At 45.0% G+C, this 14595-nt stretch carries 14 protein-coding genes and 1 other annotated feature; of the genes, 4 read left to right on the top strand and 10 right to left on the bottom strand.

The features are described from left to right. Position 1 precedes the first annotated feature (1 nt). From HDC33_RS11870 to HDC33_RS11855, 4 genes are read right to left on the bottom strand one after another with little or no spacing between them, the layout of a single operon-like run. Entirely contained in the window at positions 2-616 is a 615-nt protein-coding gene (locus tag HDC33_RS11870) for a phosphoribosylanthranilate isomerase (protein ID WP_179392797.1), read from the bottom strand. Beyond that, the gene (gene trpC, locus HDC33_RS11865; RefSeq protein ID WP_179392796.1) at positions 613-1401 is read right to left on the bottom strand and encodes an indole-3-glycerol phosphate synthase TrpC; all 789 of its coding nucleotides are present in this window, start codon (positions 1399-1401) and stop codon (positions 613-615) included. Before trpC ends, HDC33_RS11870 begins: the two co-directional genes overlap by 4 nt. Next, positions 1398-2429: an anthranilate phosphoribosyltransferase gene (gene trpD, locus HDC33_RS11860; RefSeq protein WP_179392795.1), complete on the bottom strand. Its 1032-nt coding sequence runs from the start codon at positions 2427-2429 to the stop codon at positions 1398-1400. Before trpD ends, trpC begins: the two co-directional genes overlap by 4 nt. A 52-nt stretch (positions 2430-2481) precedes the next feature. Beyond that, positions 2482-3855, bottom strand: a complete 1374-nt coding sequence (locus HDC33_RS11855; protein WP_255457398.1) for an anthranilate synthase component I family protein — start codon at positions 3853-3855, stop codon at positions 2482-2484. 62 nt (positions 3856-3917) lie between these two features. Next, positions 3918-4144 (bottom strand) — a binding site (T-box leader). A 217-nt stretch (positions 4145-4361) separates the two neighbouring features. Between HDC33_RS11855 and rluF the strand changes: the two genes are divergently transcribed. Further along, positions 4362-5066 carry a 23S rRNA pseudouridine(2604) synthase RluF gene (gene rluF, locus HDC33_RS11850; RefSeq protein WP_179392794.1) on the top strand — a complete coding sequence of 235 codons (705 nt, stop codon included), beginning with the start codon at positions 4362-4364 and terminating at the stop codon, positions 5064-5066. A 48-nt stretch (positions 5067-5114) separates the two neighbouring features. Here rluF and dacB read toward each other — a convergent pair whose 3' ends face one another. After that, positions 5115-6665 (bottom strand): D-alanyl-D-alanine carboxypeptidase/D-alanyl-D-alanine endopeptidase, encoded by a 1551-nt coding sequence (gene dacB, locus HDC33_RS11845; RefSeq protein WP_255457397.1) that lies wholly within the window; start codon positions 6663-6665, stop codon positions 5115-5117. 179 nt (positions 6666-6844) lie between these two features. Between dacB and mgtE the strand changes: the two genes are divergently transcribed. Further along, entirely contained in the window at positions 6845-8203 is a 1359-nt protein-coding gene (mgtE, locus tag HDC33_RS11840; protein WP_179392793.1) for a magnesium transporter, read from the top strand. A 398-nt stretch (positions 8204-8601) separates the two neighbouring features. Here mgtE and HDC33_RS11835 read toward each other — a convergent pair whose 3' ends face one another. After that, positions 8602-9285 carry a GNAT family N-acetyltransferase gene (locus HDC33_RS11835; protein ID WP_179392792.1) on the bottom strand — a complete coding sequence of 228 codons (684 nt, stop codon included), beginning with the start codon at positions 9283-9285 and terminating at the stop codon, positions 8602-8604. An 80-nt stretch (positions 9286-9365) separates the two neighbouring features. On the opposite strand from HDC33_RS11835, the gene HDC33_RS11830 reads away from it, so the two are divergent. Further along, entirely contained in the window at positions 9366-9737 is a 372-nt protein-coding gene (locus tag HDC33_RS11830; protein WP_179392791.1) for a VOC family protein, read from the top strand. Positions 9738-9767: 30 nt separating this feature from the next. On the opposite strand, the gene HDC33_RS11825 is transcribed toward HDC33_RS11830, so the two are convergent. From HDC33_RS11825 to HDC33_RS11810, 4 genes are all read right to left on the bottom strand, one after another. Beyond that, a complete protein-coding gene (locus HDC33_RS11825) occupies positions 9768-10094 on the bottom strand; it encodes a hypothetical protein (protein ID WP_179392790.1) in 327 nt (108 codons plus the stop codon). Between the two features lie 184 nt (positions 10095-10278). After that, positions 10279-10896, bottom strand: coding sequence for an NAD(P)-dependent oxidoreductase (locus HDC33_RS11820; RefSeq protein WP_179392789.1), 618 nt, complete (start codon positions 10894-10896; stop codon positions 10279-10281). Positions 10897-11195: 299 nt separating this feature from the next. Further along, positions 11196-12710 (bottom strand): succinyl-CoA:acetate CoA-transferase ScpC, encoded by a 1515-nt coding sequence (locus HDC33_RS11815; RefSeq protein ID WP_179392788.1) that lies wholly within the window; start codon positions 12708-12710, stop codon positions 11196-11198. 125 nt (positions 12711-12835) lie between these two features. Beyond that, complete coding sequence (locus HDC33_RS11810; RefSeq protein WP_179392787.1) at positions 12836-13480, bottom strand: LytTR family DNA-binding domain-containing protein; 645 nt, start codon at positions 13478-13480, stop codon at positions 12836-12838. A gap of 282 nt (positions 13481-13762) precedes the next feature. Between HDC33_RS11810 and HDC33_RS11805 the strand changes: the two genes are divergently transcribed. Further along, a complete protein-coding gene (locus HDC33_RS11805; RefSeq protein WP_179392786.1) occupies positions 13763-14395 on the top strand; it encodes a CBS domain-containing protein in 633 nt (210 codons plus the stop codon). Positions 14396-14595: the final 200 nt, after the last annotated feature.

Here is a 14595-nt window from a genome sequence, read left to right as displayed (position 1 = left end):
CTTATCTCTCCTCCTCTTTGACCGCCTCAATGAATGCGCGAATCAATTCCCCGTTTTTTCTTCCCATGCTTTCCACTCCGCTCGAAACGTCCACCATATATGGCTTCACCGCCTGGATTGCTTGTGCAACATTATCCACGTTTAGTCCGCCCGCCAGAATGACTTTGTCCGATTGTACACCAGCATCTTTCATCAGTTGCCAATCGAACGTCATTCCGCTGCCGCCTTTATAGTCCGTTCCAGGTGCATCGAACAAAAAATAGTCCGCTTCATAACGTGTTGCTTGCATTGTGTCTTCGGCACTATGAACTGATAACACTTTAATGGAAGGAAGTCCGATTGTTTTGATGAAATCCGAACTTTCATCCCCATGAAATTGAACATAATCCAGCGGTACTTCCCGATAAATCTTTTCAATTTCCTCACGTGATGCATCTACAAATACACCGATTTTCATTACCCTGTCAGGAATATCCTTTGCTAACTTTTGTGCCTCCAATTTCGTCACTTGCCGCCTGCTCGGTGCGAAGACAAAGCCAATTGCATCCGCTCCCGCATCAACCGCCGTCTTCACATGCTCCCGTTCCATCAAACCGCAAATTTTCACTTTCGTCATCGGACCACTCTCGGTAAAGGTATTTGCAATGAACGGATTGCTTCGACAACTTCACCGCTTCTCATAAGCGATTCCCCTACAAGGACCGCGCTAGCTCCGGCGTCTGCCACGAATAACGCATCTTCCGATTCCCAGATACCGCTTTCGCTAATGAGGACACGCTCTTCATCGAACGGAAAAAGAGCTGCAATCTCCGAAGTCTTCTTAAGATCCACAGTAAATGTACGTAAATCCCGATTGTTAACACCAATCAGTTTTGCATCCACTGCAAGGGCGCGTTTCAGCTCCGTCCCATCATGTACTTCCACCAGCACTTCCAGTCCGGCAGCCTCTGCGTATGCATAAAGGCTGACGAACTCCTCCTCAGTGAGAGCCGCGACAATCAGAAGAACGACGGACGCTCCGGCACTTTTTGCACGATCAATCTGTACGCTATGAACAATAAAATCCTTGCATAACAACGGGATCGGAACATTATCCGCAACCGCCGACAAGTCTTCGAATGAACCTTTGAAAAAGGGGGTATCCGTCAGCACGGAGATGCATGCCGCATCAGCGTTATAATAAGAGATCGCCTGCGCAACGGGATCCGCCCCTTCAGCGATGAGTCCTTTTGAAGGAGATGCACGCTTCATTTCCGCGATGACGTGCAAATGCTCCGCCTTATATAATTTATTGAATAGAGAAGGACGCAGCGGACGAGCTTCCTGCAACACGTTCCGCTCCGCCAACATCGTCAACACTTCTCGCCGTTTCTCTTGTAAAATCTTGTCTAAAATCGTCATCTTGCCACCGCCTTCTGTCCTACTTTCTCACTGAATGCAACGACTGCTTCCAGTTTTTGCAACGCTCTGCCGGATAAAATACTATCAGCCGCCCGTTTAACCCCTTCTTGAACCGTTCCGGCTTGCCCATTTGCGAAAAGACCGATGCCTGCATTGAAAACGACCGTGTCGAAATGCGGACCGCGTTGTCCATTAAAAATCGCTCGGATTGTCGCCGCATTTTCCCGTGCGTCACCCCCGCGAATAGCCGAAGCCGGTGCATAGGTAAGCCCCACGTCATCTGCCGTCAGCGAAAACGGGATGAGATCGCCTTTATCGAGTAGCACAAATGCGTTTTGTCCTGAAAGCGATGCCTCATCCATCCCACCTGCACCCGATACGACAATCGCCCGTTCTCTGCCAAGCATTTGTAATACCGAGGCATACTCCATCGTGAAGTCCGGTCGGTTAATACCTGTAAACTGCGTTTTTAGCGGTACAGGATTTGTCAGCGGACCTACGAGGTTGAAAATGGTCGGTTTGCCGATTTGTTGCCGGATAGCACCGATTCGTTTCATTTGCGGATGAACATTCGGTGCATACAAAAATGTGATTCCTTCCTGTTGCAGCAATTCGATGGTCTCTTCCACGCTGAAGTCTGTGTGGATGCCTAATGCCTCCAATACATCAGAGCTGCCAGCCGCACTCGAAACTTTCCGGTTGCCGTGTTTTGCGATAGAAGCGCCGGCTCCCGCCAGTACAAACGCCGATGCCGTACTGATGTTGAAACTGTTTGAACCATCTCCGCCTGTTCCGCAGTTATCCATAAATGTTTCCCGTGGAACATTTATCCGCACAGCGAATGATTTCATAACAGACGCTAGAGCTGCCACTTCGTGCGCCGTTTCCTCTTTTCGTGATAATGCTACTAGGAAGTCAATTACATCCTGCGATTCCGTACGTTCATTGAACATTAATGCTGAAGCTTCCTGCATCTCTTCGTACATCAAATGTTGGCCCGACTCTACTTTTCTAACATAATTCCTCATCTCATTCTCTCCTCCGCTCTGCTCTTCTAATCTATTTCATATTACCAATTGCTCAGTTAATGACTTCCAGCAGAGAACGGGCTTTATTGACCGTCTCCATGAATTCTGCTGTCGGGTCTGACGCTTGAACAATACCTGCACCCGCCTGGACATAAGCTTTACCGTCTTTCACAATCATCGTGCGAATCGTCAACGCAAAATCCATATTGCCGTTAAAACCGATATAACCGATAGCCCCACCGTAAATACCGCGATCCATCTTTTCCAATTCATCAATCAATTCCATCGCCCGCTTTTTCGGCGTGCCCGTTACCGTACCTGCAGGAAGACATGCAGTAAGGGCGTCCAATGCATGCAGCACCGGCGATAATGTCCCTTCCGCTTCCGATACAAGATGCATGACATGCTCATAGCGGACAACTTCCATGTAACTTGTGACGTGGACAGAATCCGGAACACATACTTTTTCCATGTCTTTCCGTCCAAGTTCAACGAGCATATCGTGTTCCGCAATTTCTTTCGGATCGGCGAGTAACTCCTTCTCGAGCGCTACGTCCTCTGCTTTATCAGCACCGCGTCGGCGCGTCCCTGCAATCGGATTCGTCATCACTTTACCTTCCGATACACGAACTAAACTTTCAGGTGAGGTGCCAACGACTATGTGATCGGCGAATTCCATGTAATACATGTACGGCGATGGATTCCGTTTTCTCAACTTCCGGTATAACGAAAACGGATCACCATTGAAGTCCGCTACTAATCTTCTCGATAGTACAATCTGCTCTGCCTCGCCTTGCTCGATATAGCCTTTCGCTTTACGTACCAACTCCTCAAACTGCTGCTGTGTCACTGGACATGTATAATCGGATATTTCAAAGGTCATATCCTTTTTTTCCGGGCCGGACAACATGCTTTCTGCCAACACATCCAAATCAGGCACACTTTGCTCCGGGCTTATTTCCGTATGCAGAAGTGTCACTTCATTCAACACATGGTCGAAAATGACGATTGTTTCATAAATATTGAAATTAACATCCGGGAATCCCATGTCATCTCCGGAACGACTGGTACTTTCAGAACCGGCTCCGTATGCGACGTAACCAACCGCACCGCCTGTGAAAGGAAAACCGATATCATCCGTAATCCGCGGCATCAATCTTTTCAACAGGACAAACAAATTGCCCTCGTGAACATATTTCTTGCCCGTTGCGTAGACATGCTCTTCCAGTTTGCCGTCTCTTCCGTAATAAGACTTCAGCGGATCCATTCCAATAAAGGAATACCGCCCGGACCCTTCGTGCTTTGAAGAACTTTCCAGTAAAAATTTCCGTTCACCTTGCATTCTTCTGAAAATCAATATCGGTGTTAGCGAATCACCGTTTACTTTCTTCATCGTCGTCCGTAAACTCATCTTTTCTATACTCATCTCAACTCTCCTTTTCTGTGGAAATAAAAAAGTCCCCTGCAAAAGGACAGATTAGTCCGATTGCAGAGGACGGAATTCACCGCGTTGCCACCTCTAATTGAAGCATTTCTGCTTCCTCTTAGCGTGCCCATCAGGCACATCCCGTAACGTGGGATCTCACGTCCGCCTTGAAAAATTGTTCAAGACAGCTCTCATAAGTCCATTCACATCGGCCGCGAATCAGTTTTCACCACCCACTGACTCTCTACAATCGCGTACCCATGCTACTCTTCTTAGTCAATAATTTCTCAGCTATGCTCTTCTCGTCTGTCGTGGGCGGTACCGCTCCCGGTACCTCCTGCCCGTCTTTGAATAAAATATTATTCTTATCTTAGTACGTGAAAATAGAATTGTCAACCTTTTCCGTAAAATTGCAAGACTTTATTGCCTACTCATACTATGTTTCGTTTAGTCCTTTGATTCCTGATGCGGTATACTTAATCCAACAATAAAAGCAGGTGATGTCAATGAGAATCAATAAGTATTTAAGCGAAGCGGGGATTGTTTCCCGTCGCGGGGCAGATAAATGGATAGAAGATGGCCGTATCACAATCAACGGACAAGCAGCCGAGCTCGGCAGTAAAGTCGAAGACGGCGACATCGTACACGCAGATGGAAAATTGGTAAAGACGGAAGAACAACTCGTTTATATCGCACTGAATAAACCCGTCGGCATTACTAGCACAACGGAACGTCATATCAAAGGCAATGTCGTCGACTTCGTCAATCATCCGCTACGAATTTTCCATATCGGCAGGCTCGACAAGGACTCCGACGGACTTCTTCTCCTGACAAACGACGGTGATATCGTCAATGAAATCCTGCGCGAAGAACATGGTCATGAAAAGGAATACATCGTTACCGTGGATGGTCCCATTACAAAGGAATTCGTCAGCCGGATGGAGTCAGGTGTAGCGATTTTAGATACAGTGACTAAGCCGTGCAAGGTGAAGCAACTGGGTCCGAGAAAATTCAATATTACATTGACGCAAGGGTTAAACCGTCAAATTCGCCGCATGTGTTCCGCACTCGGCTACAATGTACGAAAACTTCAGCGGACACGCATCATGAACATCCATCTTGGTGACTTGCCAAACGGTCAGTGGCGTGACTTAACTGAAGGAGAACTATCGGAAATGTTTAAGCTGCTGGACTACGAACCAAAACGCTGATTTAAAAAAGCAATCCCGACGCCTATTTTCATGCGCTGGGATTGCTTTTTATTTCAATTGATAATTCGCTAGCGTAACAGCGATTTTATCCAAGATTTCAGTTGTCGTATCACTTAAATAGTTGTTAACCATGATAGAAAAAATAAGCGTTTCTCCATCAGCTGTTTTAACATATCCGGACAGCGCGGTGACTCCGTTCAGCGCGCCTGTCTTCGCTTGAACGTTGCCTGCCGCCGCAGTCCCCTTCATACGATGACGCAATGTCCCGCCTATAAACCGCTCTTTATTCCCTGCAAGCGGAAGTGAATCCAGGAATACCGGATGCCAACCCTTCGATTGCGCAGTGTAGAGAAGCTTGGATACTTCGTTTGCTGTGACAAGATTTTTATGCGACATGCCGGAACCGTCGCGCAGCAGCATGTTTCGTGTATCGACCCCCATATCCGCGAGGGCACCTTCCATCACCGCGAGACCCTTATCCCAACTACCTTCGCTGCCCATTGCACGACCCATCTCTTTGACCAATACTTCGGCGTGCCCGTTGTTGCTGAACTTCATGAACGGGATGAATAGTTCCTTCAGCGGCATCGACCGATTCGACGCCAGTAAAGTGGCTCCTTTGGATACCTTTTTACGTTCGACTTTCGATGATTCCAAAAATGTAATACCTTGTTGTTCGATTGTTTGTTTGAATACATCGGCTGTGTAAGTTGTCGGTTCCCAAACGGATGCCCAAGTACGTGTTTTTGTCGCGTTAACCGGAATCGTTCCGGAGACGACCAGAGTATTTGAACCGTGCTGCCGTTCGACTGAAATACTTTTCTTGCCTTTTTTTGCTACAGTTTTTGTCTTGTTGATGATTGTCATGTAGCTGTTCCTCGGCACCATGCCAACTTTGCCCGCTAGTCCCGGTTTTGCGGCGGGGTTCACTTCAACTATGGTCGTCCCCGCGTCATAGTCTTCATTCGGTGACAATGTCAGCGCGGATATTTGGGAACCAGTATAGTACGACTCATCAGACCAGTTCAGGTCTTGGGACAGACGGACGCTGTCATACCAAGTGTCGTCTCCGTATAGATTTCCCGTGATCGAGCGGATGCCCTTTGCTTTTAATTCGGATGCGAATGCTTTCAATTCATTCTTCGTAAGTGTTGGATCGCCTTTCCCTTTTAAATAGAGATTGCCGTGCAGTACACCGTCTTTAAGCTTCCCGTCCATGTATAGCTCCGTTTTGAACCTGTACTCTTCCCCGAGCGTTTCGAGTGCGGCTGCGCCGGTCAGCATTTTCATGACAGATGCCGGATGGACCCGCGTATCGGCGAAATGGGAGTAAATGATCTCGCCCGACTCCGCTTTTCGGATACTGACGCCCGTCGTTGCTCCTTGTAGCCTTGTATCTTTTAGAATTTCATCTATTTCAGGCATCTCATTACCTTCAAGAAGGAGTGTATCCGGTTCGAAGACTTTAGCGACAGGCACTGTGTTCTGGTTCGATGCGGCTTCATTGTTATTTCTTTGTTTCATTCCGAACGTGAGTATGATGATGGAGATAATCACTAGAAGCATGGTTATAAGTATCCAGACGCGTCTTTTTCTCAATCCGCTTTCGCCTCCCTGTTAGTTATTTAGCGGTTAGCATGTTGCTGACCAATGAATTCTTCATCTCTCCAATGACTAAGAATGGTTTTCCGATGACTAAAATGGGGGTATAAGAATAAAGAGAGATAAAAGTACTTGACGTTTCCATCTCTCATCAATCGTGAAGAGAGGTGATGCACATGGCGGAAAAAGTAAACGATAATAAGATTGCAACTGCAATCATCCATGTGTTGAAAGAAGGTAAAAAAGAAACATTCCGTGAGATTATGAATGATTTACAGCCATTTGACATCTCGAAACAATTTAAAGATTTGCCCGTGAAGCATCAGCCGCTCTTTTTAGAGCTTCTGACAATGGATGAATTGACCGGACTATTACGTCATTTGTCACAGGATGATCAGCTACATGTTCTTCGGACAATCGGCCCCGATCGGTCGACGGACATATTGGATTTAATGAAAAATGATGATCTTGCTTTTTTACTATCCGGCCTTCCTCAAAAAGAAGCGGATGCATTGATCGCTGAAATGAAACAAGAAGAAATGGACATCATCCGTAAAATTATGGATTACCCGCCAAAAACCGCTGGACGGGCAATGACGAACCGTTATATTTGGGTTCACAAATCGTATACCGTTGAACGCGCAGTAAAAAAGTTGAAGAATTTCTCTGCACTTGCGGAGTATATAAATTACCTGTATGTCATTGACGATGAAAAAAAACTTATAGGGGTCGTATCCTATAGGGATTTGTTGCTGGCGGAACCTGACGCCAAGATAGAGGAAATCATGTCACGAAACGTCGTCAAAGTAGGCGTGCTGACGAAGCAGGAGGAAGTGGCAAAGATTATCGGTCGCTACGATTTTGTTTCCATGCCTGTCACCGACGACGAAGGTATTCTTCTCGGTATCATTACGGTAGATGATGTCCTAGATATCGTTGTCCGGGAAGCGAACGAAGACATCGAAATGCTTCTGGCTTCCGGGAAAGCGATAGACTTTAGAACAAAACCACTAGTGGCCGCTAAAAGACGCCTGCCTTGGCTTATCCTGCTATTGTTCATCGGACTCGTTTCCGGAAGTATCATTTCCCGTTTTGAAGCAACGTTGGAAGCTGTTGTCGCACTCGCATTTTTCATGCCTATGATTGCCGGAATGACCGGAAACACGGGAACGCAGTCACTTGCTGTCGTTGTCCGCGGTCTGGTTTCCGAGGATCTTGATACGAAAAAGACGATGAAACTTATTTTCAGGGAACTAGTAGTCGGCCTTACTATCGGGATTGTGTGCGCCGTTGTCATTTCTATCATCGCGTATATTTGGCAGGGTAGTTTTGTTCTTGGGCTTGTTGTGGGCTCTTCCCTTCTTATTACCCTAATTATCGGTACGCTGGCGGGAACAATCATCCCCCTCGTTTTGCACAAATTCAAAGTGGATCCTGCAGTAGCTTCAGGCCCACTCATTACAACTATCAACGATATATTGTCGCTTCTGATTTATTTCGGGATCGCGACAATGTTCATTTCAAAATTAATGTGATTATAGAAGGAGCTGCTTTATTCGATTGGATGAAGCAGCTCCTTTTATATAGGGGGAAGTATTGAATGCGATGTATTGGCTGAGCGCAGGCTTAATTGAAGCCGCTGAAAAGGTCTTCAAATATAGAGACTAGATAGGGATTCCCCGCAATACACGCTTCGGCGCTTGGGGATGCCTCCCGCAATAAGCCAGACAACTTCGTCGTCAGTCTTATGGCTTCGGCTACCCCTGTTAGGCGCCTCCGCTGGTTCTCCAGGTATATTGACGACATCTCATTCTTCGATATAGAGTATGCAGATAACAGGCGAGCTTTATCCCGCTATTACTGGGGCGAGGCATCTCAAATGTGTCGGTGCGTTTTTGACGGGAACCTTTGCTTTGACTTATACATTTAGACGTCATTTGCAATAGCGCACGAGCCAACCATCGGGACCTCTTGACATGCCTGTCCCGCGCCACCCGTCTTCAAGGAGTTTCTGCTGGGACTTGGTGTCCTGCATCGGAATATCTTGTTCTTCCTTCCACTCTTTCCCCTCTATACGGAGATGCTTTACAAAAACATAGCGCAATAAGTCGCCGTACTTTTTCTTTAACGCGGCTATTTCCATCTGCTGTGAAAACTTGTCCTTCAGACTTGCGATGTTGAACGGTGCAACCGTCGCGCAGACGTATTTATAATCATCCACTATCAACTGCTCCATTAATGTTTCCGCCATAACTTTTTGCAAGCGATACCCGCGATATCGAGGCGATACATTCGATATTTCCTGATAGATGACAGACTCCAATTCGTTCGCATCAATTCCTACATCTGAACCGAGATGCTCCTCGTCCGCTCCTGGGACAAGCAATGCGCGGAATGCAACCAGCCATCCATCTGCAAATACTCCTACCATCTTACCGCCGCCGGACAAAATATATTCATACTCTTTTTTTGACAGCGAAGATAACGAACTTGGACTATCGAGAACATGAATTACTTCATTTTGTACATGTAAAATCGCATTAATATCCTCGGCATGCAATTTTCGGATGTAAAACGGGTGACCCTTTTTCAACACACCATTATAAAGAACATCCATCTTTTCGCTCCTCCATTTCATTGGATAAAAATCGATATGCTATAATATACGGGCATTGACTGAATAGGGGGATTATTCTTATGACTAATTTAATAAGTGTCGGTCAAATCGGGATACCTGTGAGAGATATCGATCGTGCCATTTCATTTTATAAAGATTTGCTTGATCTACCACTATTATTCAAGACGGATACAATGGCCTTCTTCGACAGCGATGGTGTCCGTTTGATGCTTAGTCTGCCCGAAACAGAACAATTCGCAAACGCAAGTTCAGTCCTTTATTTTCAAGTTGACGACATTACAGCAAGCTATGAACGACTTGCTGAAAAAGAGGTCACTTTCACTGGTGAACCTCATCTAGTCACGAAAATAGGATCAACCGAAACATGGATGGTATTTTTCAACGATACCGAGGGGAATACGCATGCACTGATGAGTGAATTAGCGGTTTGAGTTTCCATGCGACAAAAAAACGCTGATTAGTTACATGCAGCGTTTTCTGTGCTCATTTCTATCATTCCGTTTAGCTATGAATACCATAATGGTAATGATCGATAACCCTACAATCCCCAAAAACAGATACATGGTAATTGCATCACCACTCAAATTGTATTCATCAACGATATACCCCTCTGCGTAAAGTAGCATTGCAGGAATGAACGTACAAATAAACAATATACTAACAACCGAGAATAGATTAACCAAGTTTCTCTTCTGAAAAACAACGATAATCAGCAATACCAATAAAATGATTAAAAATGTAAAAAAGACAGGTCGTAAGAAAATAAATTCCGGATATTGATAATCCACTATCCTCGCCTCCATTTATATTCATATCCGTAAATATGGGAATATACTACCAATATTACGTTTACAGTGGCTAGAAGGTTTCGTCAATTAATGCTAAACACACTCACATACGGATAATTTTAAGGCTCCTATAGGTATTTTCCGTACAAAAATAGCACTGCCAATGACAGTACTACTTCATGTATTAATATGAAATTCCAACACGGAATCCGATATGTTCGCCTTTCAGAAGTTCACTGTAAGCAAAAGCTGCTGTGTCTCCAACGGATATTTGTTTACCTTCCTTCGGCAACAAGTCACGCTCAGTTCTGTAACCACCCACCGCAACACCATCCGGCAAAAAAGTAGGACAGACGATTGTCCAGTCAAGCCCCGATTGACGAAGCATGTCATACACTTTATGGTGTTCTTCCGCTGCAAAGGTCAACCGGCGATTTGTATCTCCTGCTTCATAACGCAATTTCTCAGAATCAATCCTACTTTGCAGGATGCCTGCTGTCCCGATTGTGACGATTCGCCCGACGCCTGTTTCTTTCATCGCACTACTCATATGAGGAACTGCCTCGGTCAATGTCGTCGTCTTGTCTGTACCAAGTGCACTGAATACAACGTCTACTCCTGCAATGGCATGTGACACTGCTGCAGTATCACAGACATCCCCTTGGATGATTGTTAAGCCATCATGTGGTACCAGTTTCTCAGGCGAACGGACGAGCGCCGTCACTTCATGCCCATCCGTGAGCGCTAGTTTCAGTACTTCTCCACCCACGCGGCCTGTTGCTCCGAACAATGCAATTTTCATCGAAACCGACTCCATTCTGAAAGTTATTCTCTCCACTATATCATTGTTCATTTCCTCAGTCCCAATAGCCTCACTCAACAAAAGAGTGAGGCTTTTCCAGTTTACTAATCAATTTTTTATAATCGGTCACCAGGCTTATATGGTCGGTTACGCAACCGATATGATCGGTCGTTGAACTTTTATGGTCGGTCACACAGACTATATGATCGGTCGCACACTCTGTTGGGTCTATCCGCCCCCACTATAAAAACAGAAAAAGGGTTACCCTCAAATGGGCAACTCTTTTCATACTTAATTCATCAAGCCCACTCTTCCACACGCTCAAGCATTGTGCCGTTTTTCGCTAAATTCGTATGCCATGAAAATGCTTTTTCCAACACATGCGGAGTCTGACCGCCTCTTTCAAGCGCTTCTTTGTAATACGCACGAAGTTGCTCTCGGTACATCGGATGCGCGCAACGTTCAATGATGAGTTCAACACGTTCCCTCGGAGCAAGACCGCGTAAATCTGCATATCCTTGCTCCGTCACGATGATGTCGACGTCGTGCTCCGTGTGATCTACGTGCGAAACGAACGGAACGATACTTGAAATATTGCCGCCTTTTGCCACCGATTTTGTGACGAAAATTGCGAGGCGTGCATTACGTGCAAAATCACCCGAACCCCCGATACCATTCATCATTTTCGTCCCTGAAACATGCGTTGAATTAACATTTCCATAGATGTCCAGCTCAAGCGCCGTATTGATGGAAATCAAACCGAGACGGCGGATGATTTCCGGATGGTTCGAAATTTCCTGGGGACGCATGATAAGTTTGTCCCGATACTGTTCAAAATTAGTAAAGACCTGATCCATCTTCTCTTCAGATAATGTAATCGAAGCGCAAGAAGCGAATCGGACTTTTCCTGCATCGATCAAATCGAACACTGCGTCCTGCAATACTTCCGAATACACCTCTAAATCCTCGAACTCCGAATTGACCATTCCGTGGAGGACTGCATTCGCCACCGAACCGATTCCCGACTGTAACGGTGCAAGACATTCAGTCAGCCGGCCCGCTTGAATCTCAGTACGAAGGAATGATAATAAATGTTCCGCCATGATTTCCGTTTCTTGATCCGGCGCCACAATCAAAGATGCTGAATCCAGTTGATCCGTAAAGACGATTCCTTTCACTTTTTCCATATCAACCGGAATTCCAATCGTACCGATCCGATCATCTACGTTCATTAACTGGATTGGCGATCTTTCGCCTTGTTTGCCAGGATCGTATAAATCATGCAGCCCTTCCAATTGTGCAGACTGTGCCATATTAATTTCAATAATAATCGATTTTGCATGTTGCGCGAACGTCAATGAGTTACCAACCGAAGTCGTTGGAATAATCATTCCGTCTTCCGTGATTGAAACCGCTTCCAATATAGCAAAGTCAATCGGCTCGACTACTTCCGCCCGAATGAGTTCAGCGGTATGCGACAAATGATGATCTACAAATAACAACTCGCCATCATTAATCTTTTTCCTCATCGTCGGATCTGCCTGGAACGGCAATCTTTTATGTATAATATCTGCTTCAGCGAACAGTCGATCGATATCAGACCCTAACGATGCGCCCGTGAACACGTTCACTTTGAATTTTTCAGTTTCCGCGCGTTTCACCAATGCTAATGGAACCGCTTTCGCGTCACCCGCACGCGTAAACCCGCTTAACCCCAGTGTCATGCCGTCTTCAATCCAGGACGCCGCTTCTTCCGGTGAGACAACGACGTCTCTCAATTGAACATTCTTAATCCGATCCATATGATTTTCCATCCACGAACTCCCCTTTTCATAACTTTTAGTTAATTCTAACGTAAGCCCTGACAGGAACGAGGAATTATGGATTGAATAAGGAATTAACGGGTAAAGCAGTTATATACGTGATTGAAGCAGCATCTTTAGAAACCTAGGAGCTTACGAAAATAACTGGAATATGACTGGCTGACTGGAATCCTAGTTCCATTGTCCATCTCCAACACAAAGGTCGAATGCGTATCAGGATAAATCCCTTTAATATGATGGACATTAACGATAAAAGAACGATGACATCGTACAAATGACTCGCGGGGCAGCAAATATTCAAATTCCTGCAATGTATTTTTATGCGTTCCTACAATACCTTCTGCCACTACGTATGTTTTCCGATCTTTCACTTCTACATATTTCACATCGGCGAACGGGACCGGAATCCATCCATCATTCGTTTTCACAGTTACAACGGTTTTTCCATCTGTATAAGCCGGATAAATTGCGGTTACACAGCCCTCAAGCAACCCGCCGTCATAAAATGGAACGGCCATCCCATGGTAAGGAACACCGAATACATCACGATTTATGAACTCTGAAACCTTTTGCTTCTCCAAGACTGCCTTATATGCGATTGTTCCTTCTTTTAAAGGATCGCCCGGTCTGATTTTCAAATCAATCCGTTTGCTGGGAAGATAATAGAGGTATTCCTCCGTATTGGATACGGCAATCGAAATCTCATCTGAAAACAACTCTCCAATTACATCTAATAGTGCGTTGAGACTCAGTTTCTCCATTTTCATGACTCCTTTTGTTCATTCCACCTTTTTTACGGTTAAAACTGCTTCGTTCGTTTTATTATACTAGATTCAAATTTTATGCATAGAGCTTCGCTATTGCGAGCACTGTACTAATGAAGTTTTCGGTTTTTTTATAATTAGTTTTACAGCTATTTATAGAAGCTAAAATAAAGATTTCGTTCAATACATGCTTCATCACTTCTATATCACTCATAATTAAAAATTGGGTACTCAATGTATATTGACATTATAAAAAATAGTAATCAAGGAGGAAAACATATGCATGTAAGAGACCTATTACTGGAACGGCCTGGGGTTACTACAATCAATAGCAATCAAACCGTGAGGGAAGCGCTGGACGCTATCAATGCGAGTGGATATAGATGTATTCCTGTCATAGACAGTACAGACAACTATAAAGGGATGATTTATAAAGTTCATTTGATCGAGTATCTTTATGAGGAAAATGGCGATAAAGGTGAGAAGATTGATCACCTGCTAATGCATCGGGATACATTCATAAAAGAACGTTCCTCTTTTTTAAATGCCCTTATCAAAATTAAAGCATTGCCCTTTTTAAGCGTTGTCGAACACGGAAAACTTGTTGGAATCCTCACACATAATAAAGTTGAAAGTGTACTAGGAGATGCCTTCGGATTAAAAACGGGGGGAATCAATCTTACAATATCATCAACTGAAGCTAAAGGTATGATTGAAAAATTGACCAAAACGCTTCGAGGCGAACATATTGAAGGCATGTTTACGCTGGATAACGGCTCTGTCCTTGCCAGAAGAGTTGTCATCACGCTTGAAGGTGATAAGACTGCTGCTGAAATCGATAAGTTGAAAGAAAAGCTTGAAAAAGAAGGATTCCGCATTCTGCAAGTCGATAAAATTGAAAAAAGTAATTAATAGAGTCAATTTCATAATTGCTTATTTTAATTGATAGCACAAACATTAATGGGTTTTTGTAATTGATTATTCATTTGTATGGATGAGTTCCGTTGATTGTAACGGAAGGCGGCGACTCCAGCGGGAACAGCGCGAGCTGAAAGCCCCACAGGAACGCAGTGACGAGGAGATTGAAGCCGTGCCCGCGGAAAGCGTCCGCC

Source organism: Sporosarcina sp. JAI121 (assembly GCF_013408665.1).
Classification (GTDB): Bacteria; Bacillota; Bacilli; order Bacillales_A; family Planococcaceae; genus Sporosarcina.
Note: the sequence above shows the minus strand (reverse complement) of the source record. Positions and strands in the feature narration are given on the sequence as shown.

Excerpts from the sequence above, each read along its gene's own strand:
- HDC33_RS11810 (WP_179392787.1), bottom strand. The coding sequence starts at position 13,480 with ATGGAGAAACTGAGTCTCAACGCACTATTAGATGTAATTGGAGAGTTG.
- HDC33_RS11855 (WP_255457398.1), bottom strand. The coding sequence starts at position 3,855 with ATGAGTATAGAAAAGATGAGTTTACGGACGACGATGAAGAAAGTAAAC.
- HDC33_RS11815 (WP_179392788.1), bottom strand. The coding sequence starts at position 12,710 with ATGGAAAATCATATGGATCGGATTAAGAATGTTCAATTGAGAGACGTC.
- HDC33_RS11835 (WP_179392792.1), bottom strand. The coding sequence starts at position 9,285 with ATGGATGTTCTTTATAATGGTGTGTTGAAAAAGGGTCACCCGTTTTAC.
- mgtE (WP_179392793.1), top strand. The coding sequence starts at position 6,845 with ATGGCGGAAAAAGTAAACGATAATAAGATTGCAACTGCAATCATCCAT.
- HDC33_RS11820 (WP_179392789.1), bottom strand. The coding sequence starts at position 10,896 with ATGAAAATTGCATTGTTCGGAGCAACAGGCCGCGTGGGTGGAGAAGTA.
- trpD (WP_179392795.1), bottom strand. The coding sequence starts at position 2,429 with ATGAGGAATTATGTTAGAAAAGTAGAGTCGGGCCAACATTTGATGTAC.
- rluF (WP_179392794.1), top strand. The coding sequence starts at position 4,362 with ATGAGAATCAATAAGTATTTAAGCGAAGCGGGGATTGTTTCCCGTCGC.
- trpC (WP_179392796.1), bottom strand. The coding sequence starts at position 1,401 with ATGACGATTTTAGACAAGATTTTACAAGAGAAACGGCGAGAAGTGTTG.
- HDC33_RS11830 (WP_179392791.1), top strand. The coding sequence starts at position 9,366 with ATGACTAATTTAATAAGTGTCGGTCAAATCGGGATACCTGTGAGAGAT.
- HDC33_RS11870 (WP_179392797.1), bottom strand. The coding sequence starts at position 616 with ATGACGAAAGTGAAAATTTGCGGTTTGATGGAACGGGAGCATGTGAAG.
- HDC33_RS11805 (WP_179392786.1), top strand. The coding sequence starts at position 13,763 with ATGCATGTAAGAGACCTATTACTGGAACGGCCTGGGGTTACTACAATC.